Annotated in this window: 23 protein-coding genes and 1 pseudogene; 13 read left to right on the forward strand and 11 right to left on the reverse strand. The window is 53.0% G+C overall.

From position 1 onward, the window contains the following. Positions 1-101 precede the first annotated feature (101 nt). The 3 genes from fkpB (at position 102) to rihC (ending at position 2,484) form a co-directional block, all read left to right on the forward strand. Positions 102-551, forward strand: a complete 450-nt coding sequence (gene fkpB / locus FE839_RS16595) for an FKBP-type peptidyl-prolyl cis-trans isomerase (protein ID WP_138361881.1) — start codon at positions 102-104, stop codon at positions 549-551. A gap of 1 nt (position 552) precedes the next feature. Then, on the forward strand, positions 553-1,503 hold the full coding sequence (gene ispH, locus FE839_RS16600) for a 4-hydroxy-3-methylbut-2-enyl diphosphate reductase (RefSeq protein ID WP_138361882.1): 951 nt from the start codon (positions 553-555) through the stop codon (positions 1,501-1,503). Positions 1,504-1,569: 66 nt separating this feature from the next. Next, positions 1,570-2,484: a ribonucleoside hydrolase RihC gene (rihC, locus tag FE839_RS16605; RefSeq protein ID WP_138361883.1), complete on the forward strand. Its 915-nt coding sequence runs from the start codon at positions 1,570-1,572 to the stop codon at positions 2,482-2,484. 28 nt (positions 2,485-2,512) lie between these two features. Here rihC and FE839_RS16610 read toward each other — a convergent pair whose 3' ends face one another. Then, the gene (locus tag FE839_RS16610) at positions 2,513-3,451 is read right to left on the reverse strand and encodes a LysR family transcriptional regulator (RefSeq protein WP_138361884.1); all 939 of its coding nucleotides are present in this window, start codon (positions 3,449-3,451) and stop codon (positions 2,513-2,515) included. Between the two features lie 278 nt (positions 3,452-3,729). On the opposite strand from FE839_RS16610, the pseudogene FE839_RS16615 reads away from it, so the two are divergent. After that, positions 3,730-4,032: pseudogene (locus FE839_RS16615) on the forward strand (PrpF domain-containing protein); the annotation flags it as partial. A 56-nt stretch (positions 4,033-4,088) separates the two neighbouring features. After that, positions 4,089-5,522, forward strand: a complete 1,434-nt coding sequence (locus FE839_RS16620; RefSeq protein ID WP_138361886.1) for an anion permease — start codon at positions 4,089-4,091, stop codon at positions 5,520-5,522. A gap of 99 nt (positions 5,523-5,621) precedes the next feature. On the opposite strand, the gene FE839_RS16625 is transcribed toward FE839_RS16620, so the two are convergent. The 7 genes from FE839_RS16625 to citS all read right to left on the reverse strand — a co-directional run bounded on the left by FE839_RS16625 (position 5,622) and on the right by citS (position 13,330). Further along, positions 5,622-5,969 (reverse strand): hypothetical protein, encoded by a 348-nt coding sequence (locus FE839_RS16625; RefSeq protein WP_138361887.1) that lies wholly within the window; start codon positions 5,967-5,969, stop codon positions 5,622-5,624. Beyond that, positions 5,944-6,642, reverse strand: coding sequence for a citrate response regulator transcription factor CitB (gene citB, locus FE839_RS16630; RefSeq protein WP_138361888.1), 699 nt, complete (start codon positions 6,640-6,642; stop codon positions 5,944-5,946). Before citB ends, FE839_RS16625 begins: the two co-directional genes overlap by 26 nt. Next, positions 6,635-8,263 carry a citrate sensor histidine kinase CitA gene (citA, locus tag FE839_RS16635; protein WP_138362054.1) on the reverse strand — a complete coding sequence of 543 codons (1,629 nt, stop codon included), beginning with the start codon at positions 8,261-8,263 and terminating at the stop codon, positions 6,635-6,637. Before citA ends, citB begins: the two co-directional genes overlap by 8 nt. 215 nt (positions 8,264-8,478) lie before the next feature. After that, positions 8,479-9,780, reverse strand: a complete 1,302-nt coding sequence (locus FE839_RS16640; protein ID WP_138361889.1) for an oxaloacetate decarboxylase subunit beta — start codon at positions 9,778-9,780, stop codon at positions 8,479-8,481. Between the two features lie 12 nt (positions 9,781-9,792). Next, the gene (gene oadA / locus FE839_RS16645; protein ID WP_138361890.1) at positions 9,793-11,562 is read right to left on the reverse strand and encodes a sodium-extruding oxaloacetate decarboxylase subunit alpha; all 1,770 of its coding nucleotides are present in this window, start codon (positions 11,560-11,562) and stop codon (positions 9,793-9,795) included. Between the two features lie 15 nt (positions 11,563-11,577). Then, entirely contained in the window at positions 11,578-11,829 is a 252-nt protein-coding gene (locus FE839_RS16650) for an oxaloacetate decarboxylase subunit gamma (RefSeq protein ID WP_138361891.1), read from the reverse strand. 160 nt (positions 11,830-11,989) lie between these two features. After that, the gene (gene citS, locus FE839_RS16655; protein ID WP_138361892.1) at positions 11,990-13,330 is read right to left on the reverse strand and encodes a citrate/sodium symporter CitS; all 1,341 of its coding nucleotides are present in this window, start codon (positions 13,328-13,330) and stop codon (positions 11,990-11,992) included. A gap of 277 nt (positions 13,331-13,607) precedes the next feature. Between citS and citC the strand changes: the two genes are divergently transcribed. The 8 genes from citC (at position 13,608) to carB (ending at position 24,355) form a co-directional block, all read left to right on the forward strand. Further along, positions 13,608-14,636 carry a [citrate (pro-3S)-lyase] ligase gene (citC, locus tag FE839_RS16660; protein WP_138361893.1) on the forward strand — a complete coding sequence of 343 codons (1,029 nt, stop codon included), beginning with the start codon at positions 13,608-13,610 and terminating at the stop codon, positions 14,634-14,636. A gap of 30 nt (positions 14,637-14,666) precedes the next feature. Continuing rightward, on the forward strand, positions 14,667-14,960 hold the full coding sequence (citD, locus tag FE839_RS16665) for a citrate lyase acyl carrier protein (protein WP_138361894.1): 294 nt from the start codon (positions 14,667-14,669) through the stop codon (positions 14,958-14,960). Further along, complete coding sequence (gene citE / locus FE839_RS16670) at positions 14,957-15,826, forward strand: citrate (pro-3S)-lyase subunit beta (protein WP_138361895.1); 870 nt, start codon at positions 14,957-14,959, stop codon at positions 15,824-15,826. The genes citD and citE overlap by 4 nt, the downstream gene beginning before the upstream one ends. Positions 15,827-15,836: 10 nt before the next feature. Continuing rightward, complete coding sequence (gene citF / locus FE839_RS16675; protein ID WP_138361896.1) at positions 15,837-17,363, forward strand: citrate lyase subunit alpha; 1,527 nt, start codon at positions 15,837-15,839, stop codon at positions 17,361-17,363. 35 nt (positions 17,364-17,398) lie between these two features. Beyond that, positions 17,399-18,292 (forward strand): triphosphoribosyl-dephospho-CoA synthase CitG, encoded by an 894-nt coding sequence (gene citG / locus FE839_RS16680; protein WP_374043498.1) that lies wholly within the window; start codon positions 17,399-17,401, stop codon positions 18,290-18,292. 251 nt (positions 18,293-18,543) lie between these two features. Continuing rightward, a complete protein-coding gene (gene dapB / locus FE839_RS16685; RefSeq protein ID WP_138361898.1) occupies positions 18,544-19,365 on the forward strand; it encodes a 4-hydroxy-tetrahydrodipicolinate reductase in 822 nt (273 codons plus the stop codon). A 457-nt stretch (positions 19,366-19,822) separates the two neighbouring features. Beyond that, entirely contained in the window at positions 19,823-20,971 is a 1,149-nt protein-coding gene (gene carA / locus FE839_RS16690) for a glutamine-hydrolyzing carbamoyl-phosphate synthase small subunit (protein ID WP_138361899.1), read from the forward strand. A gap of 159 nt (positions 20,972-21,130) precedes the next feature. Beyond that, complete coding sequence (gene carB / locus FE839_RS16695; RefSeq protein ID WP_138361900.1) at positions 21,131-24,355, forward strand: carbamoyl-phosphate synthase large subunit; 3,225 nt, start codon at positions 21,131-21,133, stop codon at positions 24,353-24,355. Between the two features lie 223 nt (positions 24,356-24,578). On the opposite strand, the gene FE839_RS16700 is transcribed toward carB, so the two are convergent. Genes FE839_RS16700 through idnO form a run of 3 tightly spaced genes read right to left on the reverse strand, consistent with a single transcriptional unit; the run spans position 24,579 to position 26,356 of the window. Then, complete coding sequence (locus tag FE839_RS16700; RefSeq protein WP_138361901.1) at positions 24,579-25,046, reverse strand: NanQ anomerase/TabA/YiaL family protein; 468 nt, start codon at positions 25,044-25,046, stop codon at positions 24,579-24,581. After that, the gene (locus tag FE839_RS16705) at positions 25,043-25,573 is read right to left on the reverse strand and encodes a gluconokinase (RefSeq protein ID WP_138361902.1); all 531 of its coding nucleotides are present in this window, start codon (positions 25,571-25,573) and stop codon (positions 25,043-25,045) included. The genes FE839_RS16700 and FE839_RS16705 overlap by 4 nt, the downstream gene beginning before the upstream one ends. A gap of 18 nt (positions 25,574-25,591) precedes the next feature. Beyond that, complete coding sequence (gene idnO, locus FE839_RS16710; protein WP_138361903.1) at positions 25,592-26,356, reverse strand: gluconate 5-dehydrogenase; 765 nt, start codon at positions 26,354-26,356, stop codon at positions 25,592-25,594. Positions 26,357-26,631 lie beyond the last annotated feature (275 nt).

Here is a 26,631-nt window from a genome sequence, read left to right on the forward strand (position 1 = left end):
GCGAAATGCCTTATCCGGCCGACAAAATAGCGCGATCTTTGTTTGTCCGGTAACGTTAGCGCTACCGGGCAAACAGGCGGTAAAACAAGTGAGCAACCTGCATGTCTAAATCAGTACAGAGCAACAGTGCGGTGCTGGTGCACTTCACCTTAAAACTCGACGATGGCTCCACCGCAGAGTCAACCCGTAATAATGGTAAACCCGCGCTCTTCCGCCTGGGCGATACTTCGCTTTCTGAAGGTCTTGAGCAACACTTGCTGGGGCTGAAAGAGGGGGATAAAACCACCTTTTCGCTGGAGCCGGATGCGGCGTTTGGCGTACCGAGCCCGGATTTGATTCAATATTTCTCCCGCCGGGAATTTATCGACGCGGGTGAACCTGAGACTGGCGCGATTATGCTCTTTACCGCAATGGATGGCAGCGAAATGCCTGGAGTGATCCGTGAAGTGAACGGTGATTCGATCACCGTGGATTTCAACCATCCGCTGGCCGGGCGTACCGTTCATTTTGATGTTGAAGTGCTGGAGATCGATCCGGCGCTGGAGGAGTAAAATGCAGATTCTGTTGGCTAACCCGCGCGGATTTTGCGCAGGCGTTGACCGCGCTATCAGCATTGTCGAAAACGCGCTGACGCTTTACGGTGCGCCGATCTATGTGCGTCATGAAGTCGTCCACAACCGCTATGTGGTGGATAGTCTGCGTCAACGCGGCGCTGTTTTTATCGAGCAGATTAGCGAAGTACCGGACGGCGCAATCCTGATTTTTTCCGCCCACGGCGTCTCTCAGGCCGTGCGCAATGAGGCGAAAAACCGCGATCTGACGGTTTTTGACGCCACCTGCCCGCTGGTGACCAAAGTGCATATGGAGGTCGCCCGCGCCAGCCGCCGCGGTGAAGAGTCGATTCTGATTGGCCACGCCGGTCACCCGGAGGTCGAAGGCACCATGGGTCAGTACAGTAACCCGAAAGGGGGGATGTATCTGGTGGAATCACCGGATGATGTCTGGACGCTGGATGTGAAAAACGACGCGAAGCTGTCGTTTATGACCCAGACAACGCTCTCCGTTGATGATACTTCTGACGTGATTGACGCCCTGCGCGAACGCTTCCCGAAAATCGTCGGACCGCGTAAAGATGATATCTGTTATGCGACCACTAACCGTCAGGAAGCGGTCCGCGCGCTGGCTGAACAGGCCGACGTGGTGCTGGTCGTAGGGTCGAAAAACTCCTCTAACTCCAACCGTCTGGCCGAGCTGGCTCAGAGAATGGGTAAAGCGGCGTATCTGATTGATGATGCGGCCGATATTCAGGAGGCGTGGGTGAAAGAGGCGCAATGCGTGGGCGTAACCGCGGGCGCATCGGCGCCGGATATTCTGGTGCAGAACGTCATTTCGCGTTTGCAGGAACTGGGCGGCGGCGAAGCCGTGCCGCTGGAAGGCCGCGAAGAGAACATTGTTTTCGAAGTGCCGAAAGAGCTGCGGGTCGATGTCCGTGAAGTCGAATAGATTCTTTTTCGCCATAGTATGAGAAGATGCCAGACTGAATGTCTGGCATTTTTTTATGGAGAAACGATGCGCTTACCGATCATTCTGGATACCGATCCCGGCATTGACGATGCGGCGGCGATTGCCGCGGCGCTGTTTGCCCCAGAGCTGGATCTACAACTGATGACCACCGTGGCGGGGAATGTCTCCGTGGAGAAAACGACCCGCAACGCCCTGCAATTGCTGCATTTCTGGAACGCTGATATCCCGCTGGCCCAGGGGGCATCAATGCCGCTGGTTCGCCCGCTGCGCGATGCTGCTTCCGTTCACGGCGAGTCCGGGATGGAAGGCTATGCTTTCGTTGAGCATAATCGCCAGCCGCTGGCCAAACCGGCGTTTCAGGCCATGCGCGATACGCTGATGCATGCATCGGAGCCGATAACGCTGGTGGCGATTGGTCCGTTAACCAATATCGCGCTACTGCTGACTCAGTATCCCGAATGCCGTTTTAATATCCGCCGCCTGGTCATTATGGGCGGTTCCGCCGGGCGTGGTAACTTTACGCCGAGTGCGGAATTTAATATCGCTATCGACCCGGAAGCGGCGGCGAAAGTCTTTAACAGCGGGCTGGAAATCGTCATGTGTGGGCTGGATGTAACCAATCAGGCGGTGCTGGCTCCGGATTATCTCGCGACGCTGCCCGCGCTTAATCAGACCGGGAAAATGCTTCATGCGTTGTTTAGCCACTATCGTAGCGGCAGCATGCGCAGCGGCTTGCGTATGCATGATTTGTGCGCGATTGCCTGGCTGGTTCGCCCGCAGCTCTTTACCCTCAAACCGTGCTTTGTGGCGGTGGAAACTCAGGGAACATGGACATCCGGCATGACGGTTGTCGATATTGAAGGTAAGCTGGGGCAGCCAGCAAATGCGCGGGTAGCATTGGGGCTGGATGTCGCCGGGTTCCAGCGCTGGGCGGCAGAGGTGATTGCGCTGGCGCCTTAATATGGCGATGAAGCGGCTTTTCGGGAACTCAGGTATTCTGATTTGAGTCGACGACATTGCGCCATAGCGTGCCCGCTTCATTTGTCCACATAAGAAGTAATAGTGACGCGAATCGTTCCGATGCTTCGGACAGCGGACGGTTTTTTGCGCGGATCATACCAAGCGTGCGTCTGATAACCGGTTCGACAAGGGGAATGCTCACGACCTTGTTATTCGCGTTATGAGACATCGCCAGGCACGGTAGCGCCGATACGCCCAGGCCAGCCTCGACAAGACCGAGCGAGGTTGACAAATGTCTCACTTCATAAAACCAATCCAGCCTCCAGGGTTTATCCGCCAGGCATTTTTCTATTAGCTGTCTATTGACACTTGATCTTCTTACACCGATTAAGGTCTGGTTGACGAGTTCCTGCCATTCGACCAGTTTCCTGGTTGCCAGGGGATGATTTTGTCGACAGACCAGAACAAAAGGCTCATTCAGCAGCGGGATAAAATCGACGTCAGGGTATGTGACGAAGTTCATATTTATTCCAAAATCAACATTGCCTTTTCGTACTGAGTTCAGACATGTTTCTACACCTTGCTCATAAATTCGTACTTTGATGTTGGGATAGCGTTGATTGAATTGAATGATAGCACGCGGTAAAAAGTAAAACACGGCAGTAGGAATGCAGGATAGCGTGACGGTATCATGTAATTGAGATGTTAAATTGCTGAGGTTAAATATTGCCGCATCAAGGTTGGAAATCAAAGACTTTGCCTTTGGGAGAAGAGCTTTTCCGGCCTGAGTCAGCGCAATTTTTCGCGTCGTTCGTTCGAATAGCGCAATATTCAGATTACTCTCTATTTTTTTTATCTTTTTGGTTAATGCTGGTTGCGTGAGATTGAGTGACTCGGCAGCTTTACTAAATGAGCCTAGCTCTGCAATTGTGACAAAGGCTTTCATTCCAGATAGTTCATTTTTCATTTTTTCTCCATAAGGGGTAATAAATTTTCTCTAACCCGATGAAAAATGGTGATTAATCGGCAAAGTTTTTTTAATTAATGCTCAGCAGGAATAACTCCTATGGCAAAATTTTATCAACCAATAAATTTCTTGCAAGTAGAATGAATTTGTAAAATGCCTGAGATGATTTACATGTGGCGTTGATTAAGGAAATAAAAACTTAAAGAGCATAAAACTAATTAAATTCACAAGGCTGTTTTATTCAATTCTTCTATTTCTTATGGTGTGAGGAACATGCTATGAAGCGCATTCCCTGTGTATTAATGTGCGGAGAGACATCCACAGATGCCTTTCTTTTGGACGATGATTTACCTAAGGATCTTCAACAACGAGATGAGTTCTTGTTAGCCATAATGGGATCGGGTTATGCGCTGGAGATGAATGGCATTGGTGAAAGGAGTCCACAAAGCAGTAAAGTCACTATTATCAGTCAATCTCTTAGCGATAAAGCAGATATCGATTATCTGTCTGTTCAGGTTTCGGTTAACCAACTGCAAATCGACACCTTGCCAAACGACGGAAATATGCTGTGTGCTGCGGGGGATGTGAATGCGTTCCACAAGCATCCTTTAATCCTGAGTGCAGGTAAGGAATAAAAATGCAAAAGAATACGTTATGGAAATTACTTGTTATAATAGCAATACCGTTGCTCATAAGTTTATTTCCGGCACCCGCAGGGTTATCACAACTTGCCTGGATATTATCCGGTATATATCTGGCAGCCATTGTCGGTTTAGTTATTAAACCTTTTTCTGAACCTGTCGTGTTACTGATAGCTGTTGCTGCATCAATGGCGATTGTCGGTAATTTAGGGGACGGAACTGTAAAAGCCGTTAGCGTATTAAGTGGATATTCATCCGGTACAACCTGGTTAGTTTTTTCCGCATTTACACTAAGTGCGGCATTTGTCATTACCGGATTAGGTAAAAGAATTGCTTATATTCTTATTGGCAAGATTGGCAGTACGACTTTGGGGCTTGGCTATGTTACTGCTTTTCTTGACCTGATTCTGGCTCCAGCCACGCCTTCGAATACTGCTCGTGCTGGCGGTATAGTATTACCCATTATCAATAGTGTCGCCGTCGCTCTTGGATCAGAGCCTGAGCAGAGCGCAAAGCGAGTTGGCCATTATCTCATGTTGAATGTCTATATGGTTACTAAAACAACCAGTTATATGTTTTTCACCGCCATGGCCGGAAATATACTTGCGCTGAAAATGATCGAGGATATTTGCCACATAAAATTGAGCTGGGGAGGATGGGCGCTGGCTGCGGGATTACCTGGCGTCATCATGTTACTATTAACGCCACTGATTACCTACAAGCTTTATCCACCTGAACTGAAGATCGTAGATAATAAAAAGATCGCTAAAACAGGTATCGAATTGTTGGGGCCAATGACGTTACGCGAAAAGATGCTGTCTTGTATTTTTGTTCTCGCCCTGGCTGGCTGGGTATTTAGTAAGCCACTGGGGATCAACGCGTCAACCGTTGCAATCTGTGTCATGGCGTTGATGCTGGTGTTGAGAATCGTTACCTGGGATGACGTGATTAAAAATAAGGGAGGATGGAATACGCTCATATGGTACGGTGGCATCATTGGCTTAAGTTCACTGCTATCCAGGGTCGGTTTTTTCTTATGGCTGGCTGATTTATTAAAAAACAATATATCATTTAACGGTCACGGTAATTTAGCCTTTATTGTTATTACTGCATTAAGTATTTTGGTGCGTTATTTCTTTGCATCGGGAAGTGCTTATGTTGTAGCGATGATTCCAGTATTTGCTATGCTGGCGAATGTGTCAGGCGCACCGGTGATGCTAACAGCACTCGCCTTACTCTTCAGCAACTCTTATGGCGGTATGGTAACCCACTATGGCGGTGCTGCAGGGCCGGTTATTTTTGGCGCTGGCTACAATGATATCAAATCATGGTGGATTATCGGCGGAATATTAACGTTTCTTACCTTTCTTCTTCAAATTACATTTGGGGTATGGTGGTGGAGAATATTAATGAACTGGGGGATGATTTGAATGGTCATTGAAAAAATAGATACCCGTCATATTTCAAGTTGTCGGACAAAACGCTTAACCATGTTGAACAGCATTCGCGCTGGTGACGAAAAAGGGAGGTCAAAGGCCGATTCCTGCCCAGGCGTGAGGCGCTGCGGCTAATTGCTGAAGGCCGTCGGGCGTGTTTGGCGCGCAACGGCAGGAACGTTGCTCCGTTCGATAATCTGCACGAACAGGACCAGAGGGGGGAAGTAAGCTCAGATTCATTTGTACTTCCAGAGCAAATGAATCTGAGCTCAGGTCGAGATGCGAATCAGCAACATCAAACTTTCGCCAAAACCGGCCAAAAATGAATTCCACGCAGATAAACGAGACGGCATAAAACCTCAGGCGTGTACTTAACTCACTGCCATAGCCCAATAAACAGGGGCTCGCCTGATGTTTAAGTGGGGTCAGAATGTTTACCATGATATATCCGTTCCGGTCTGCCGACTTTACCGTAGCTGATTTCAGCCTCAAGAAAATCGTTTTTAACCCCTTGTTCCAGGTAACGGCGGGCGGTGGTTTTACTGCTGCCGAGAATACGGGCCAGTGAGTCGGCGGTGTGGACTGTCTCCGGGTCAGCAAACAGCTGCAGAACTCGGTTGAAAGTGCTTTCGTCAATGCCGCGTAGCGGGGAACCGGCGGCTTCGGTATGTTCTTTGGCCTGAATATTGAAAAGAGCGTCAACGTGGGTCTGGCTGGCCTGTTCGCTGGAACGCAGGGAACTGCGGTAACGGGCAAAACGCTCAAGCGTATGCTGCAAGCGCTGATAGTGAACCGGCTTAATCAGATAATCAAAAACCCCCATCCGCAATGCTTCGCTGATGGTATCCATGTGGTTATCGGCGGTGATGAAAATGATACGCCCTTTATAATTAATCGAGACGGCGTGGCGGATTAAATCGAGGCCTTTGCCATCGGGTAAGAAATTATCCAGCAGGATCAACTGCGGTTGATAGAGACGGAGCTGTTTTTTTGCGCTTTCAAGTTTATCCGCGATACCAATGACTTCGAACTGAGGGAATTGTTTGATGGTATCCACCAGAATTTCCGCCAGCATAGGTTCGTCTTCAACGATGAGGGTTGTTATGCTATCCATGATGTTCATCTCGGGTCAGGGGGATATAGAGGGAAAAAATTGTGCCAAAGGGGATATTGTCATCAATGACGATATGGCCGCCAGCCTGCGCAACGTAGCTACGCACCAGCCATAATCCGATGCCGTGATCGCTGCTGTCGCTGCTGGTGACGCCGCGCTCAAAAATGCGATCGCGCAGCGCCTCGTCAATACCGCACCCTTGATCGGCGATTTCGATGATGACTTCACTGCCTTCACTGTTGATCAGGCACTCAATCTGTCTTGAACCTTCCGGCTGACGTAACGTGGCATTGTAAGCATTGTCCAGCAGATTCCCGACAATCGAGATCCACTCATTGTGCGAAAGTGATGGGGGTAACGTATCGACATAGCAGCCGGGGTCGAACACCAGTTCTAAGCCAAGTTCCTTAGCACGGTAGTATTTGCCAATCAGCAGCCCGGCAAGATGATTAACTTTAAAATTACGCGCAATAAAATCGAGGACTTTCTGGTGTCTCTCCGACTGTTGTTGAATCAGATCCAGCGCGTTATCGTAGCGTTTCAAAAACAGCAAACCGGCAATGGTGGATATCAGGTTGCGATGTTCATGCTGCACGGCGCGCAGGTTATCCGCATATTGCTGGACCTGACTAAGCTGTAGACTCAGGGTATTAATATCATCTTTGCTGCGAAAGCTAATCACCCAACCCTGAGGTTCATTATTGAGGGTCACGGCCATCCGGCTGGCGATGACTTTAATTTGATTAAAAGTAACGATTTCGTCTTTCTTATTTGTTTGCGGCGCATCATAGAAAAAGTTTTCCTGGGAAATCACGCTGCTGATGCATTTACCTATCAGACTTGTTTCCGCCTGGCTCAGGTTTAATAGCCGTCGTGCGGTTTGATTGATGGCGGTAATGTTGTAATGTGAGTCGATTGCAATCAGCCCTTCAAATACTGATTCAAACAGCACGCTCTGCTGGATAAGCAGTTGTGAAAGCTGTTGCGGCTCCATATTCAGCATCTGTTTTTTTATATGCAGGGAGAAGCGTCGGGCGCAATAAAGCAGCAGGAGAAGCATGATCGCCATGGGGATCATCAATGAACCGATCTGCAGACTCAACCAGTTTTCCAGCTGTTCAATGGTGTATCCCACAGAGACGATGCCAATCACTTTTCCGGTGCTGTCCTGGATCGGCGACTTACCGCGTAATGAAGAACCCAGCGAGCCTTTACGTACCGAAACATAGCTTTTGGCGTTAGACAGCGCTTCGTCGTTGTCGCCGCCTTTCATATATCTGCCGATTTCATCAGGATTAACGTGATAGAGACGCAGGCCGTTTACATCGCCGACGGTGATATAGGTGGCATCAGAAAAGGAGCGCATTGGGTCGATAAGTTTTTTAATTCGCGCCAGATCGTGCTTTTCCACCGCTTCAACCAGCTCAGGCATGGCGGATATTTGCATTGCCTGAATCAGCGCGCGCTGTCCGACCTGATAATGCAGGCGCTCTTTTGTAATACTGGTGAGATACCATGACATGGCCAGCATCACGATGGTTGAGGTAAACAGGATCAACAGAAAGATGCGGTTCTGGAATGAACGGCGGGCAAACCAGTGCGTGATTTTTCGGCTAATCATTGGGCGAATGGACATCAAATGGTCATGTTCTCCTTTTTAGTGGCTGACAACGCCGAATCGGCCCACAGTTTTGCTGATTTCGGAAGATATTTAGCTTGCAATACGATATTTTCGTATCCCCGGGATGCGGCACCGGCGTCAGACCCGGATCATCCGAACGCACGGAGCCGCACCCCGGACAGGTGCGCAGCACCGCCGCCTGGATACGTACCGAACTACATTGCCATCACGTACTTGAGCATCACGCCAGCGGCAATAGCCGAGCCAATCACTCCGGCCACATTCGGCCCCATTGCGTGCATCAGCAGAAAATTCTGCGCATCCGCTTCCAGCCCCACCTTGTTCGATACTCTCGCCGCCATTGGTACTGCGGAGACGCCGGCCGAGCCTATCAGTGGATTTATCGGATGCTTGCTGAACTTATTGAGTAATTTCGCCATCAAGACCCCAGCCGCGGTTCCGACGCAGAAGGCCATCACCCCCAGAACCAGAATACCCAGCGTCTGCGGTTGCAGGAACTTGTCCGCCACCAGCTTGGCGCCAACGGATAATCCGAGAAAAATAGTGACGATATTAATCAGTGCGTTCTGCACCGTATCGCTCAGACGTTCCACCACGCCGCTTTCGCGCATCAGATTGCCGAAGCAGAACATCCCCAGCAGCGGGGCGGCGTCCGGTAACAGCAGCGCCACCAGCAGTAACAGCACCACCGGGAAGAGGATCTTTTCCCGCTTGCTTACTGTGCGCAATTGCATCATGCGGATTTTCCGTTCCTTTGTCGTGGTCAGCGCCTTCATAATTGGCGGTTGGATCAGCGGCACCAGCGCCATATACGAATACGCTGCTACCGCGATAGCCCCGAGCAACTCCGGCGCCAGCTTGCTGGCGAGATAAATTGCGGTCGGGCCATCCGCGCCGCCGATAATGCCTATCGCCGCCGCCTGCGGCAGCGTGAAGTTGATAAAGCCAAGATAATTCAGCGTCAGTGCGCCGAGTACGGTGGCAAAGATACCGAACTGCGCCGCCGCCCCCAGCAGTAGGGTGCGCGGATTGGCCAGCAGCGGACCGAAATCGGTCATCGCCCCCACGCCCATAAAAATGACCAGCGGGGCGACGCCAGAGCCTATCGCCACCTGATAAAACAGCGCCAGCACGCCCGGCGTGTAGCCCATATCGGTCGCCAACGCTTCTGTTTGTTGTTGCACTGATGGTATGGCCAGTGCGAATGCCTCCTTAATGGCGTGGACATCCGGTATGCAGTTGAGCTTTGCGGCAATCACTGCTAGCTGTCCGGCATCGTGGTGCGCCAGCAGGTTTTCCAGGGCGGTTAGCGCCAGCCCGGCCTCCGGGATGTTGGACAACAGGCCGCCGAAGCCAATCGGCAGCAGCAGTAACGGCTCGAACTTTTTCGCGATGGCCAGCCACAGCAGCAGCAGACTCACCAGCAGCATGATGGCCTGCCCGAAGCCGAGGTGCATCAGCCCCATGCCCTGAATCAGGGCGTTCAGACTTTCCATGGTTCCTGTTCCTTACGCCAGCATCATCAGGGTGTCGCCCACGGAGACCGCATCGCCGGCTTTCACCGTAATACCGCGAACGATCCCGGCCTGCGGCGCGCGGATTTCGGTTTCCATTTTCATGGCTTCCAGAATCAGCAGTACGTCACCTTCCGCGACCGTCTGGCCTTCGTTGGCGATGACTTTCCAGATATTGCCCGCCAGCGGTGCCGTGACCGGTGCGCCGGTTCCTGTCGGCGCTGGCGCGTTGGTTGTCGGTACCGGCGCAGAAGGGGGACTGAGCTGGCTGATGTCGCCGCCGTCGCTGACCTTCACCACAAAGGCTTTCCCCTCTACTTCTACGGTATAGATACCGGACGCTGCGGGCTTGTCGGCTTTCGCGGCAGGCTGCGCGGTTTCCGCCTGCGGTTCCGGCTCAAAGGCCGACGGATTGTTACGGTTCTCAAGGAACTTCAGGCCGATCTGCGGAAACAGGGCCACGATGAGCACGTCGTCGATAGCATTCTCCGCCAGCACGATGCCCTGCTTTTGCGCCTGTTGCTTCACATCCATTTCCAGCTGTACCAGCTCCGGTTTGAGCAGATCCGCCGGGCGACAGGTGATAGCCTCTGCGCCATCCAGTACCCTTGCCTGTAATGCGGCGTTAACCGGTACCGGGGTGTGGCCGTATTCCCCTTTCAGAATCCCCGCAGTCTCTTTGGCGATGGTTTTATAGCGCTCCCCGGTCAATACGTTGAGCACCGCCTGGGTACCGACAATCTGTGAGGTGGGGGTGACCAGCGGAATAAAACCGAGATCCTCGCGCACGCGGGGGATTTCCGCCAGCACGTCGTCCAGCCGGTCGGCGGCATTTTGTTGCTTTAGCTGGCTTTCCAGATTGGTGAGCATCCCGCCCGGCACCTGAGCGACCAGAATACGGCTGTCATAGCCTTTCAACTGGCCTTCAAAGGCGTGATATTTTTTGCGCACTTCGCGGAAGTATGCCGCAATGCTTTCCAGCTTGTTGATATCCAGTCCGGTGTCATACTGCGTTCCGGCAAGGGTGGCGACCAGGGCTTCAGTGGCCGGATGACCGTAGGTGGCGCTCATGGAGGAGATCGCCGTATCCACGCCGTCAACACCGGCTTCAATGGCCTTCAGCAGGGTCATTTCCGCTATTCCGGTGGTGGCGTGGCAGTGTAAATGCAGGCGCACATCGTGGCGTTTTTTGATTTCACTCACCAGTTCAAAGGCGGCGGACGGCGTCAGGATACCGGACATATCCTTGATGGCGATGGAGTCAACCCCGGCTTCCAGCAGCTGTTCAGTCAGATCCAGCCAGGTTTGCAGCGTGTGCACCGGGCTGGTGGTATAGGAGAGCGTTCCCTGAGCATGCGCGCCGTGGTTGTGCACCGCCTGCAGCGCCGTTTTCATATTGCGCGGATCATTCATGGCGTCGAATACGCGGAACACATCCATGCCGTTTTTGACGGCACGTTCGACAAAACGCTCCACCACGTCATCAGCATAGTGGCGGTAGCCGAGCAGATTTTGCCCGCGCAGCAGCATCTGCAGCGGTGTTTTCGGCATGGCCTTTTTTAGCTCTCGCAGGCGGACCCAGGGGTCTTCGCCCAGAAAGCGGATACAGGCGTCATAGGTGGCGCCGCCCCAGCATTCGAGTGAGCCGTAGCCCACATCATCAAGCTGAGCAGCGATAGGCAGCATATCGTCAAGACGCAGGCGGGTGGCGAAAAGGGACTGGTGGGCGTCGCGCAGGACGACATCGGTAATGGCAACGGTCATGGATTCCTCTGTGAATTAGGGGTTAAGGCGACGATGGTGGTGAATAGCGGCGACAATCACCGGCTTGAGGCGGGTGAAGTCGTCAGTGTCTGGCGCGGCAGATGTCGGGGCCGTTCCCTGGGCGTGAACCGGTTCGGGAAAGAAACGGTTCACGGCGATGGACATGCCCTGGATGGCGAAAATCAGCAGCAACAGAAACGTCAGCACAAAACCCATACCAAGAAACATCAGGGTGAAACCTTCACCCAGCAGAACTGCATTACTCATGAAATAGTCCAAAAATAAGGGCACGATGGCGTGTCTGAAGATGAATCCGTTGGTGCTTCTGGCTAAGGAGCAGGGTGGATTTCCCGGAGCCGCCCCTGGCTCAGGGCCCTGATTTGCACCACCGTGATTTATGCCCAGATAGCGCCATCGTGCGTATTGGTTACATCATCATGCCGAACACGATGCTGGCGATGACCAGTACAATACCGCCGCCCAAACGGGAGGATATTTGGGCATAAGAGATAAGATTCATACGGTTGCAGGCAGAGAGAACTTCCAGGTCGCCGGAACCGCCGCGGTTAGCCATACACAAACCGGCGGTAATTGCTGATTCAATCGGGAAGAAGCCAATCAGCCAGCCGCCGACAGCGGCCCCAACGACGGCACCGACGACAATCACCGCGGCAATGATGACGTTGGCGAAAGTAATGGCGTCAATAATTTCTTGCAGGTCGGTGTAGCATACGCCCACGCCAACCATCAGCACCCATAGCAGCTGTTTAGAGAAGAAGTCAGACAGACGTTTAGCGCCGGCTTTGATTTCCGGCGAGCAGAGGCCGGAGGCGTTCAGCGCGGCGACAATCAGTACCATCCAGGCGAAATAGTGGATGGACACGCCGCCAATACTCGGCAGAATTTTTTTGGCGAGAACGTAAGCCAGCAGGAAGCAGGTCGTGGAGAGCACCAGGCCGACAGCCGTTTCACGATGGGTGATTTCACCGGCTTTTTCGTCATCTTCCACTTTGAATGAGGCTTTGCGCACCAGTTCGCCTTCACCGCTCATTGCCGGATATTTTTTGCCAATAATATTGAGCAGCGCGGCAAACACGATGGCAAAGATATTGGCGATAGTCAGAATGGCAATTGCCGTTGAGTAGTACTCTTCACGGGAACGACCGGTAATAGAGTGATAAATTTCAGACAGTGGAACCGCGCCTGCGCCGTTGCCGCCGCCCATGATCGGCAGCACGTACAGCATCATGATACGATCCACAGGAATGCCGAAGCACAGACCAATAAGCATACCGAATATTGATGCGCCGAGGATCCCCATTAAGATGGTCGGAATATAACCCAGCAGGGATTTAAGTAGCAGTTTGCGGTTAACCGACAGGATTGCGCCGGTTATCAACACTGCGATGAATAAGTTCAGGAAATTCGTTTTTTTCATCACATTGGTGATGGCATCAATTTCTTTTTGTGTGAAAATTCCGGCATACACAAAATATGCGGCAACCAGAAAGATCATCACCGGCGCACCGCCAATATATTTATTAAATATGGGTAAGCGTTTACCAATTTCACCGAAAATGGCGCCAATAATAAACATCACCGCGAAGCCACCGACAACGTCGGTCGGTAATGCGTTATAAAAATGTGAAAGAAGTAAAGTAATTAATGCTAACGCGTAAAGCGGAAGTGGCATACCGAAGATTTTAAATCCCAGTATATCGTTAACGCTCTTTTTCTCCGTCTCCGGAACCTGGCTCATGTTAGTCATAAGACGTCACCCTGTTATAATAAGGAATAATGCCGTTAGAAAAGTAATAATAGGACGGTGGCATAATAATAAATCCGTCCCCGGTGGATATGTGATTATCTTCACTGATTAGCGGTGTTTTTTATTAATTTAATTGTTTTTATTCTTCTGAATTAATTAACAACATAAAAGCCATAAAGCCAATTAAGGTACGAAAAAAAGTGTGACTTAAATAAAAGAACCACTCTGGGAACAGTGGCGAAATACAGTCCGTTTTTGGTCAATGAAGCGCTAAAAAATGAATCTGATATTAAAACGTGTCGCGGTACAAAAAGATCCGCAGCGGCGAGAGAGCATCGATCTCTTTCTTCATCAACATCAGCTCTCGTTAGAAGCCGATTGCGAAATTGTGATTGTTGCGGAGTATCAACGTCGCATTGTCGGGTGTGGCGCGATTGCCGGATGTGTTCTGAAGTGTATTGCCGTCGAACCGTCACTGCAGGGAGAAGGGGTGAGCCTGAAGCTGTTGACCGAACTGATGACTCAGGCGTATGAACTGGGGCGCAGCGAACTGTTTTTGTTCACCAAACCCTCCAATGCCGCGCTATTTTCCTGCGCTGGATTCTGGCCGATAGCCCAGGCAGGTGAGCAGGCCGTTTTAATGGAAAATAGCTGTGAGCGTCTGGCCCGTTATTGCCGTCAGCTTATGATGTATCGCCAGCCTGGGGAAAAAATTGGCGCTATTGTGATGAATGCCAATCCCTTCACCTTAGGACACCGCTGGCTGGTTGAGCAGGCCGCTCATCAGTGCGACTGGCTGCATCTGTTTGTGGTGAAGGAGGACGCTTCACTTTTCAGCTATCAGGATCGTTTCGCGCTCATTGAGCAGGGGATCGCCGGGATCGCCAACGTAACTTTGCATCCGGGATCGGCTTATTTGATTTCGAGAGCCACTTTCCCTGGTTATTTCCTCAAAGACAACGGCGCGGTTGACGATTGCCACAGCCAGATCGATCTACAACTCTTTCGCCAACATTTAGCTCCGGCGCTACAGATCACCCACCGCTTTGTCGGCAGCGAGCCACTGTGTCCCCTGACCCGTAATTACAACTTGCGCATGCGGCAACTGCTGGAAGCGCCCGGTGATACGCCTGCCATTAAGGTCGTCGAACTGCAGCGGGTTGAGAAGGATGGCGGACCGATTTCCGCTTCCCGCGTGCGCACGCTCTATCAGCAACGCAAGTGGTCAACGATCGCCTCACTGGTTCCGCCGGGAACACTCTCTTTTCTGAAGCATCTGGCGGAAAGCGAGCAGCAAACCGCCTGATTTTACCTCCATAACTAAGGATCTGCCTCTATGGAAATAATGATTGATGCCCTGGCCGGCACGCTGGAGTCCAGCGATGTCATGGTCAGGATCGGGCCTGCCGATGCGCCAGGTATTCAGCTTGAAATAGACAGCGTGGTGAAGCAGCAGTTTGGTGCCGCGATCGAACAGGTGGTCAGAGAGACGCTGGCGAAGCTTGGCGTCACCCGGGCAAATGTGATCGTCGATGATAAAGGCGCGCTCGAATGTGTACTGAAGGCGCGCGTCCAGGCCGCGGCGCTGCGTGCTGCGCAACAATCTCAACTGCAATGGAGCCAGTTATGAAACCTCGTCGCAGTATGCTGTTTATCCCGGGCGCCAACGCCGCAATGTTAAGCACCTCTTTTGTTTACGGCGCAGATGCGGTGATGTTTGACCTCGAAGATGCGGTGTCGCTACGTGAAAAAGATACCGCTCGCCTGCTGGTACACCATGCGTTGCAGCATCCGTTGTATCAGGACGTGGAAACCGTGGTGCGTATTAATCCGCTCAACACACCGTTTGGCCTCGCTGACCTTGAGGCCGTCGTGCGCGCGGGCGTGGATATGGTTCGTTTGCCGAAGACCGACAGTAAAGAAGATATCCATGAACTGGAAGCGCACGTCGAGCGCATTGAACGTGAGTGTGGCCGGGAAGTCGGCAGTACCCGGTTAATGGCGGCGATTGAGTCGGCGTTGGGGGTGGTGAATGCGGTCGAGATCGCCCGTTCCAGTCCGCGTCTGGCGGCAATTGCGCTGGCGGCCTTCGACTACGTGATGGATATGGGCACCTGCCGGGGCGATGGCAGCGAGCTGTTTTACGCTCGCTGCGCGGTGCTGCATGCCGCCCGCGTCACCGGTATCGCGGCCTATGATGTGGTGTGGTCGGATATTAATAATGAAGAAGGTTTCCTTGCGGAAGCCAGCATGGCGAAAAACCTCGGTTTTAACGGCAAATCGCTGATCAACCCACGTCAGATTGAGCTGCTGCATCAGGTTTATGCCCCAACGCTTAAAGACGTCGAGCATGCGCGGGATGTTATCGCGGCGGCGGAAGAGGCGGAAGCGCGTGGTCTGGGCGTGGTATCGCTAAACGGCAAGATGATAGATGGGCCGATTATTGCTCATGCGCGCAAAGTTGTGGCGCTATCGGCGTCCGGCATTCGGGATTAAGGAGAAAATCATGAAAGAGACCGTGGCAATGCTTAATCAGCAGTACGTCATGCCGGAAGGATTAGCGCCCTATGTGGGCGTGACGGCGAAAAGTCCGTGGTTATCCAGTGAAAGTGAAAAACGGCATCGTAAAGTTTGTGACTCGCTGGAGGAAGCGATCCGGCGCTCCGGGCTGACAGACGGTATGACCATCTCCTTTCACCACGCTTTTCGCGGTGGCGATAAGGTGGTCAATATGGTGGTGGAGAAGCTGGCGGAGATGGGATTTCGCGATCTTACGCTGGCGTCCAGTTCGCTTATTGACGCACACTGGCCGCTGATTGAGCATATTAAAAACGGCGTAATTCGTCAGATTTACACCTCTGGCCTGCGCGGTAAGCTGGGCGAAGAGATCTCTGCGGGTCTGATGGAAAATCCGGTACAAATCCACTCTCACGGCGGGCGGGCGTATCTGGTACAGAGTGGAGAACTGAGTATTGATGTCGCGTTCCTCGGGGTGCCGTGCTGCGATGAGTTCGGGAACGCCAATGGTTTTAGCGGGAAATCACGCTGCGGATCGCTGGGTTACGCCAGGGTGGATGCCGAGGCTGCAAAATGCGTGGTGTTGCTGACCGAAAAATGGGTGGATTACCCGAACTATCCGGCCAGTATCGCTCAGGATCAGGTGGATTTGATCGCCCAGGTTGAGGAAGTGGGCGATCCGGCGAAAATCACCGCCGGGGCGATTCGCCTGACCAGCAATCCGCGCGAGTTATTGATTGCTCGCCAGACCGCAAAAATTATCGAACATTCCGGCTACTTCAAAGACGGCTTCTCTCTTCAGACCGGTACCGGCGGTGCATCTCTGGCGGTCACGCGTTTTCTGGAAGACAAAATGCGCCGTAATAACATTACCGCCAGCTTTGGCCTGGGTGGGATCACCGGCACGATGGTCGATCTGCATGAAAAAGGATTAATTAAAGCGTTATTGGATACCCAGTCTTTTGATGGCGATGCCGCACGTTCGCTGGCGAATAACCCGAATCATATTGAGATTTCCGCTAACCAGTACGCCAATCCCGGCGCGAAAGGCGCTTCCTGCGAACGCCTGAACGTGGTGGTGCTGAGCGCGCTGGAAATCGATACCGGGTTTAATGTGAACGTGATGACCGGCTCTAACGGCGTGCTGCGTGGGGCATCCGGCGGCCACAGCGATACCGCGGCCGGTGCTGACTTAACCATTATTACCGCGCCGCTGGTGCGCGGGCGCATTCCTTGCGTGGTGGAAAACGTCCTGACTCGCGTCACGCCGGGCGCCAGCGTCGACGTGCTGGTGACCGACCACGGTATCGCCGTAAATCCGGCGCGCCAGGATCTGATCGATAACCTGCGTAATGCCGGTATTCCGCTGATGACCATCGAAGCGCTACAGCAGCGCGCTGAGCTTTTGACCGGCAAACCGGCGCCGATCGCATTTACCGATCGCGTTGTTGCCGTGGTGCGCTATCGCGATGGGTCGGTGATTGATGTGATTCATCAGGTTAAAACCGCCCGCTAAACGCGTCGAGGAGATGAGGCATGAGCGAAGTGATGATGAGCCAGCATCGCCAGTCGCGTCGTCAAACAGTCACGGCAGAGGATATTGTTTCTCGCGTGGAGCGGGCGCTGCTGACTGAAGTTCGCCTGACGCCGAAGCCAGGGCTGGTGGATATTTGTAACACCGGCGCGCATCAGGATATGGATCTGGCCTCGTTTGAGGCCAGTACGGCGGTTGTCGCCCCGTGGATGGAGAAGTTTTTCATCATGGGTCACGATACCGCGAATATCGTGTCAGATCAGGTATTGATGATGCTGCGTCCAGTGGGTATGGCCTGCGAAACGGATATGCTGGAGGCGACTGGCGGGGTGAACACACATCGCGGCGCGATCTTCGCTTTTGGTCTGCTCAGCGCGGCGATTGGAAGACTGGTTGCCTGGAGGGAACCGGTTGAGCAACATCGGGTCTGCGATCAGGTCGCCAGATTCTGTCGTGGCCTGGTGGGGCGCGAGCTTTCCGCCTGTGAAGGAAAAAAGGTGAGTAAGGGGGAAGGGCATTTTCTGCGTTACGGACTGTCTGGCGCCAGAGGTGAGGCGGAAAGTGGCTTTCGTACCGTGCGCACTCAGGCGATGCCGGTATTTAATCGCGTGATGGCTGAGACCGGAGACACCAATCTGGCGCTGCTGCAGACTTTACTCCATCTGATGGCCTGGAATGACGATACCAATCTGGTTTCTCGCGGTGGCCTGGAGGGCCTTAACTTTGTCCAGCAGCAGGCGCAAAGACTGCTGTGGGAAGGTGGGGTACTGGCTGATGGCGGGCTTGAATCGTTGCGCCAACTGGATGATGAACTGATCGCTCGTCATCTTAGCCCCGGCGGTAGCGCCGATCTGCTGGCGGTCACCTGGTTCCTGTATGGTTTCCCTGCCGGTGAACTGTACCTGCACTGATTGCTCGCTTTTATACTGTTGATTGAGCCCGGATAGGCCTGTCTGCTGACCGATCCGGGCTTTTCAGACTCGACCAGACTCATCCTTTCCGGTTGCCAGCCCGCCGATTCCCGGCACAATCTTATAGTTTTTACTGATATCAGCGGCAGTTTGTCATAAATTTCTAATTATCGGCGTTTTTGAGTAGCGGCGCAGCGATGGGCTGGTTACTCTGAAAACAATTTACGTAGTATTAACAAAAGAGAATAGCTATGCATGATGCACAAATCCGCGTGGCCATCGCGGGGGCGGGCGGCCGGATGGGACGCCAGTTAATTCAGGCGGTACAGCAAATGGAAGGGGCGGTACTTGGCGCCGCGCTGGAGCGAGAAGGTTCCTCGCTGATCGGCAGCGATGCGGGAGAACTGGCGGGCACGGGTAAGTCAGGGGTCGTGGTGCAAAGCCACCTTGAGGCGGTCAAAGATGATTTCGACGTCTTCATCGATTTTACCCGTCCGGAAGGTACGCTGAACCATCTCGCTTTTTGCCGTGAGCACGGCAAAGGGATGGTTATTGGCACGACGGGTTTTGATGATGCCGGAAAGCAGGCGATTAGTGACGCGGCGCAGGAGATTGCTATCGTGTTTGCCGCCAACTTTAGCGTCGGCGTCAACGTGATGTTAAAGCTGCTGGAAAAGGCGGCGAAAGTGATGGGCGACTACACCGATATTGAGATTATCGAAGCGCACCATCGCCACAAAGTGGATGCGCCATCGGGCACTGCGCTGGCGATGGGTGAGGCGATTGCTGGCGCACTGAATAAAGATCTGAAAGCGTGCGCGGTATACAGTCGTGAAGGCTATACCGGTGAACGGGTACCCGGTACGATTGGCTTCGCCACCGTGCGCGCCGGGGATATCGTTGGCGAACATACGGCGATGTTTGCCGATATTGGCGAACGCATCGAAATCAGCCACAAAGCCTCCAGCAGAATGACTTTTGCTAATGGTGCCGTCCGCTCTGCATTATGGCTAAAAGGCAAGAAAAATGGTCTTTTCGATATGCGTGATGTGCTTGAGTTAAACAGTTTATAACGATTATTACCCATCGTGATGTGGTTATTGTGATCAATAAGTAATTGATTGCAAGGGGCAATATCTTGTTGCCCTTTTTATTTTTCGTCGTTTTTTATTGTATTTACAACGAAGTAAGAGAAATTTGATGTTTTATTCGTATTTTTTGTGGCTTCGTTGTGAATTTTGACCAGTTGGTCTGTTTTTTTACTCTCGCAGGATTGATTTCACAATCACCTGGCTCCGCAAGCGTTTTCCCTGGTCAGTTAGTTGATCTTTTTGCCCGTTAAAGCCGGTATTTCTGAATAGTCGCCTGAAATAAGGTTAAAAATATCCGCTTTAAGTTGACTTTTACCTGCCTTCTCTCCAGAATGCCGCCGTTTGCCAAAATTCTGCGGGCAACAGATTTGCATTGATTCAGATCTATATTATGAATTAATATGCAAATAAAGTGAGTGGATATTCTTTGGAGGGTGTTTTGATTAAGTCAGCGCTATTGGTTCTGGAAGACGGAACCCAGTTTCACGGTCGGGCCATAGGGGCAACAGGTTCGGCGGTTGGGGAAGTCGTTTTCAATACTTCAATGACCGGTTATCAAGAAATCCTCACTGATCCTTCCTATTCCCGCCAAATCGTTACTCTAACTTATCCCCATATCGGCAACGTCGGCACCAATGCCGCCGATGAAGAGTCTTCGCAGGTGCATGCGCAAGGCCTGGTGATTCGCGACCTGCCGCTGATTGCCAGTAACTTCCGCAATACCGAAGACCTCTCTTCTTATCTGAAGCGCCATAATATTGTGGCGATTGCCGATATCGATACCCGCAAGCTGACGCGCCTGCTGCGTGAAAAAGGCGCGCAGAACGGCTGCATTATCGCGGGTGATAACCCGGATGCGGCACTGGCGCTGGAAAAAGCGAAAGCGTTTCCGGGGCTGAACGGGATGGACCTGGCGAAGGAAGTAACCACCGCAGAAACCTATAACTGGACCCAGGGGAGCTGGACGCTGGAGGGTGATTTACCGGAAGCTAAAGCCGAAAGCGATCTGCCTTTCCACGTCGTGGCCTATGATTTCGGCGCCAAACGCAATATTTTGCGCATGCTGGTGGATCGCGGCTGCCGCCTGACGGTGGTTCCGGCGAAGACCTCCGCCGAAGAGGTGCTGAAGATGAACCCGGACGGTATCTTCCTCTCTAACGGCCCTGGCGATCCGGCGCCGTGCGATTACGCTATCGAGGCGATTCAGGCATTCCTCGAAACCGATATTCCGGTTTTCGGCATCTGCCTCGGCCATCAGTTGCTGGCGCTGGCCAGCGGCGCGAAAACCATCAAAATGAAGTTCGGCCACCACGGCGGTAACCATCCGGTTAAAGATATCGATAATAATACCGTGATGATTACGGCGCAGAACCACGGTTTTGCGGTGGATGAAGCTTCTATGCCTGCCAATCTGCGCGTGACGCACAAATCGCTGTTCGATGGCACTCTGCAAGGGATTCATCGCACCGATAAACCGGCGTTCAGCTTCCAGGGGCACCCGGAGGCGAGCCCAGGCCCGCATGATGCCGCGCCATTGTTCGACCACTTTATCGAGTTAATTGAGCTCTACCGTCAGTCCGCGAAATAATCAGAACCTGTTTATGTTCTGCTGTGCTCGGGAATACGGCGTTAAAAATTTGTTCAAAATGCTCATTTACGTTTTGTAAACTGCGCTTTCTCACAAATTTTTTCCTTGTCTGCCCATCGCTCGCGACGACCATAAACAGGTTCTTCGGAGAAGAAAGCAATGCCAAAACGTACAGACATAAAAAGTATCCTGATTCTGGGTGCGGGCCCGATTGTTATCGGCCAGGCGTGTGAGTTTGACTACTCCGGTGCCCAGGCGTGTAAGGCGCTGCGTGAAGAGGGGTATCGCGTAATACTCGTGAACTCTAACCCGGCGACCATCATGACCGACCCGGAAATGGCCGATGCGACCTACATCGAGCCGATTCACTGGGAAGTGGTGCGTAAAATTATTGAGAAAGAGCGCCCGGATGCGGTGCTGCCGACGATGGGCGGCCAGACGGCGCTGAACTGCGCGCTGGAGCTGGAGCGTCAGGGCGTGCTGGCTGAGTTCGGCGTGACCATGATTGGCGCCACCGCCGATGCGATTGATAAAGCTGAAGACCGCCGCCGTTTTGACGTGGCGATGAAGAAAATCGGCCTCGACACTGCCCGCTCCGGTATTGCGCATACGATGGAAGAGGCGCTGGCGGTTGCCGCTGACGTCGGTTATCCGTGCATTATCCGTCCCTCCTTTACGATGGGCGGCACCGGCGGCGGTATTGCCTACAACCGCGAAGAGTTTGAAGAGATCTGCGCCCGCGGGCTGGATCTTTCTCCGACCAACGAGCTGCTGATTGATGAGTCGCTGATTGGCTGGAAAGAGTACGAAATGGAAGTGGTGCGTGATAAGAATGACAACTGCATCATCGTCTGTTCCATTGAGAACTTTGACGCGATGGGCATTCACACCGGTGACTCCATCACCGTCGCGCCAGCCCAGACGCTGACGGACAAAGAGTACCAAATCATGCGTAACGCCTCGATGGCGGTACTGCGTGAAATCGGCGTGGAAACCGGCGGTTCCAACGTTCAGTTTGCGGTGAACCCGAAAAACGGTCGTCTGATTGTCATCGAAATGAACCCGCGCGTCTCCCGTTCCTCGGCGCTGGCGTCAAAAGCCACCGGCTTCCCGATTGCCAAAGTGGCGGCGAAACTGGCGGTGGGTTACACCCTCGACGAACTGATGAACGACATCACCGGTGGCCGCACTCCGGCATCGTTCGAACCGTCCATCGATTACGTTGTGACCAAAATTCCTCGCTTCAACTTTGAAAAATTCGCCGGCAGCAATGATCGTCTGACCACCCAGATGAAGTCGGTCGGCGAAGTGATGGCGATTGGCCGCACTCAGCAGGAATCTCTGCAGAAAGCGCTGCGCGGCCTGGAAGTGGGCGCCACCGGTTTTGACCCGAAAGTGAGCCTGGATGACCCGGAAGCGCTGACCAAAATTCGTCGCGAATTAAAAGACGCCGGCGCTGAGCGCATCTGGTACATCGCGGACGCTTTCCGCGCCGGTCTGTCCGTTGATGGCGTGTTCAACCTGACCAATATCGATCGCTGGTTCCTGGTACAGATTGAAGAGCTGGTACGCCTGGAAGAGAAAGTGGCTGCAGTCGGTATTACCGGCCTTGATGCGGACTTCCTGCGTCAGCTTAAGCGTAAAGGCTTTGCCGATGCGCGTCTGGCGAAGCTGGCAGGCGTGCGCGAAGCGGAAATCCGCAAACTGCGCGACCAGTACGATCTGCACCCGGTTTACAAGCGTGTGGATACCTGTGCGGCGGAATTCGCTACCGATACCGCCTACATGTACTCCACTTATGAAGATGAATGTGAAGCGAACCCATCCGTTGACCGGGATAAAATTATGGTCCTCGGCGGCGGCCCGAACCGTATCGGTCAGGGTATTGAGTTTGACTACTGCTGCGTACACGCTTCACTGGCGCTGCGCGAAGACGGCTACGAGACCATTATGGTCAACTGTAACCCGGAAACCGTTTCTACCGACTACGACACCTCTGACCGCCTCTACTTCGAACCGGTGACGCTGGAAGATGTGCTGGAAATCGTGCGTATCGAGAAGCCGAAAGGCGTTATTGTCCAGTACGGCGGCCAGACGCCGCTGAAGCTGGCGCGTGCGCTGGAAGCGGCTGGCGTGCCGGTTATCGGCACCAGCCCGGATGCGATTGACCGCGCGGAAGACCGTGAGCGCTTCCAGCATGCGGTTGACCGCCTGAAACTGAAACAACCGGCTAACGCCACCGTGACGGCGATTGAGCAGGCCGTTGAGAAGGCGAAAGAGATTGGCTACCCGCTGGTGGTGCGTCCGTCCTACGTTCTCGGTGGGCGGGCGATGGAAATTGTCTATGATGAAATCGACCTGCGTCGCTACTTCCAGACCGCCGTCAGCGTCTCCAACGATGCGCCTGTGCTGCTGGACCGTTTCCTTGACGATGCGGTGGAAGTGGATGTGGACGCCATCTGCGACGGCGAAATGGTGCTGATTGGCGGTATCATGGAGCATATCGAGCAGGCGGGCGTCCACTCCGGCGACTCCGCCTGTTCGCTGCCCGCCTACACCCTGAGCCAGGAGATTCAGGATGTGATGCGCGAGCAGGTGCAGAAGCTGGCGTTTGAGCTGCAGGTGCGCGGTCTGATGAACGTACAGTTCGCGGTCAAAAACAACGAAGTTTATCTGATTGAAGTCAACCCGCGTGCGGCGCGTACCGTGCCGTTCGTCTCGAAAGCCACCGGCGTGCCGCTGGCGAAAGTGGCGGCGCGCGTGATGGCGGGCAAATCGCTGGCCGAGCAGGGCGTGACGAAAGAAATTATCCCACCGTACTACTCGGTGAAAGAGGTGGTGCTGCCGTTTAACAAGTTCCCTGGCGTTGACCCGCTGTTAGGGCCGGAAATGCGCTCTACCGGTGAAGTGATGGGCGTAGGCCGCACCTTCGCGGAGGCGTTCGCTAAGGCGCAACTGGGCAGTAACTCAACGATGAAGAAATCGGGCCGTGCGCTGCTCTCCGTGCGCGAAGGCGACAAAGAGCGCGTGGTGGATCTGGCGGCGAAACTGCTGAAGTTTGGTTTTGAACTGGATGCAACTCACGGCACGGCGATTGTGCTGGGCGAAGCCGGTATCAACCCGCGTCTGGTGAACAAAGTGCATGAAGGTCGTCCGCATATTCAGGATCGCATCAAGAATGGCGAATACACCTACATTATCAACACCACCGCAGGTCGTCAGGCGATTGAAGACTCCAAGCTGATTCGCCGCAGTGCGCTACAGTACAAAGTACACTATGACACTACGCTGAACGGCGGGTTCGCCACCACGATGGCGCTGAATGCCAACGCAATGGAGAAGGTGACATCGGTACAGGAAATGCACGCGCAAATTAAAAAGTAAGGTAATTTGTTGATAAAAGCGCCTCCGGTGGTCGACGCCGGAGGCGCTTTTTTTGTTGCGGCAAGATCCTGCGCATTATCATGAGGCGTAAAGTGTCGCCATACGTTTGGGCACCGACAGGCGTGGAACGACCGAAACCTATGCCTGGATGCTCAACTGATAGATGAGCAGGATATCTAAACGCTATCTATGGGCTCGCTGGAATTGCTGCGAGGCCGATTCATTAAAGCAAGGCGTGGTCTATTTTGACAATAATCTTGCGCAGCGGGGCGCCCGTATCCATGGCGGACATTGGCCGGTGCAGCTCTCCGGGGAACAGAATCGCCAGTTCCTCGGGGTACAGATGAATCAGCGTTTCGCTGCTGATTTTCTGACAGAACCCAATATCATGCGCCGTATTAAACGGGCCATCTTCTACGATCTCCAGACCCTGATTACCGGCACCGATAATCTCCTCGCCTTTCAGTACAATATGAATATCTATGTACTGATGATGATATTCGGGGCGCTGTTCCACCAGCGGTTTCGTCCTGCCTTCAACGACGGTAAAAAACAGATTATCGCCATCAATGGTGTATTTCCCCGGTGGCAGTGTCTGTGGATCCTGCTGCAATACCGCCTGTAACGCTTTGCGGATAACCGGTGGGTAAACGTTATTTTTGGCGGCGGCGGTTAAGGTATCAATAATCATGCCGGGATCCCCTGTCGTTGATGATGGTTGAGTAGCGTGATGGAATGCGCCACGATGTCCGGGACATCGGGCGTGATATCGACGGCTAAAACATCGCTTTCGCTGGCGTCCGGCGTCTCCAGGGTGGCGAACTGGCTGCGCAACAAGGCCTCTGGCATAAAGTGGCCCTTACGCGTCTGCATACGCTGCAAAATGCAGTCATAGTCGCCGGTCAGCCACAGGAAGCGCAAATGGGGGTTGCCCTCGCGCAGCTGGTTGCGGTAGCGCTTTTTCAGCGCTGAGCACACCAGTACGCCGGACTCGTTCTTCTGTCCAAGGCTGAAAATCACATCGCCGATGCGCTCCAGCCACGGCTGGCGATCGTCATCATCAAGCGGCTGGCTGGCGGCCATTTTGACGATATTTTTCCGCGGATGCAGATCGTCACCATCGATAAATTTTGCGCCAAGCGCCTGGGCTAAGGCCTGACCGACGGTGGTTTTGCCGGTCCCGGAGACGCCCATTAAAATAATGCATTGCCCTGCCATAGTGAGTGAACTCCTTGTTCAGACGGCGACAAGCATGCCGCCATCGACGAACAGCAGGTGACCGTTAACGAAATCCGAGGCTTTGGATGATAAGAATACCGCTGCGCCAACCAGCTCCTGCGGGTCACCCCAGCGGGCGGCGGGGGTACGTTTGCATAGCCAGTCGGTGAAGGCTTGATCGTCAACCAGCGCCTTTGTCATCGCCGTTTTAAAGTAACCCGGCGCGATACCGTTGACCTGGATGTTGTAGCGCGCCAGCTCGACGCACATCCCGCGGGTTAACATCTTCACCGCGCCTTTCGCCGCAGCATATGGGGTGATCGTGTCGCGTCCCAGTTCGCTCTGCATCGAACAGATATTGACGATTTTTCCCTGCTGGCGGCTAATCATGCGTTTAGCAACGGCCTGGGAAACGAGAAATACGGCGGTTTGGTTTACCGAAATAACGTCATTCCATTCCTGTACCGGAAACTCGGTAAACGGATGACGGCGCTGAATTCCGGCATTATTAAATAAGACATCAATTGCGCCGGTTTCATTTTCAATTTGATTAATCGCGTTTTCTACGGAATCGGCATCGGTAACATTAAATACCGCAGCATGCGCGGTAGCACCTTCATCGCGTAATTTCATTACCGCATCATCAGCGCGCGATGCTGAAATATCGTTAATAATAATTTCCGCACCATATTGCGCAAGGCCCTGCGCCATGACAAAGCCAATCCCTTGTCCTGCGCCAGTAATTAAAATACGTTTGCCTTGTAAGCTGAAAAGATCTTTCATCTTGATGTCCTGATTAACGGCTGAATATAAATGATGTTGCGCCCGGTAATTCTGATTTGATAAAAAACGTAACCGGAATAACCTGTGCTCTATCTCACGGATTTTTGTTGGGTAAAACTGTGATAAAGATCACTCAAAACGGTGTTACCAAAAGGGGTTACGCTAAACGTGAAGCGGGATGGAAATTACCGTAGCTCAGCAGGTTAACACGGGAGCCGTAAGATTCTCTTTTTAACCTGTGACAGGCATAATGGCCTGATGCAGTGGATGTATTT

It is taken from the genome of Klebsiella indica, assembly GCF_005860775.1.
In the GTDB taxonomy this organism is placed as follows: Bacteria; Pseudomonadota; Gammaproteobacteria; order Enterobacterales; family Enterobacteriaceae; genus Klebsiella; species Klebsiella indica.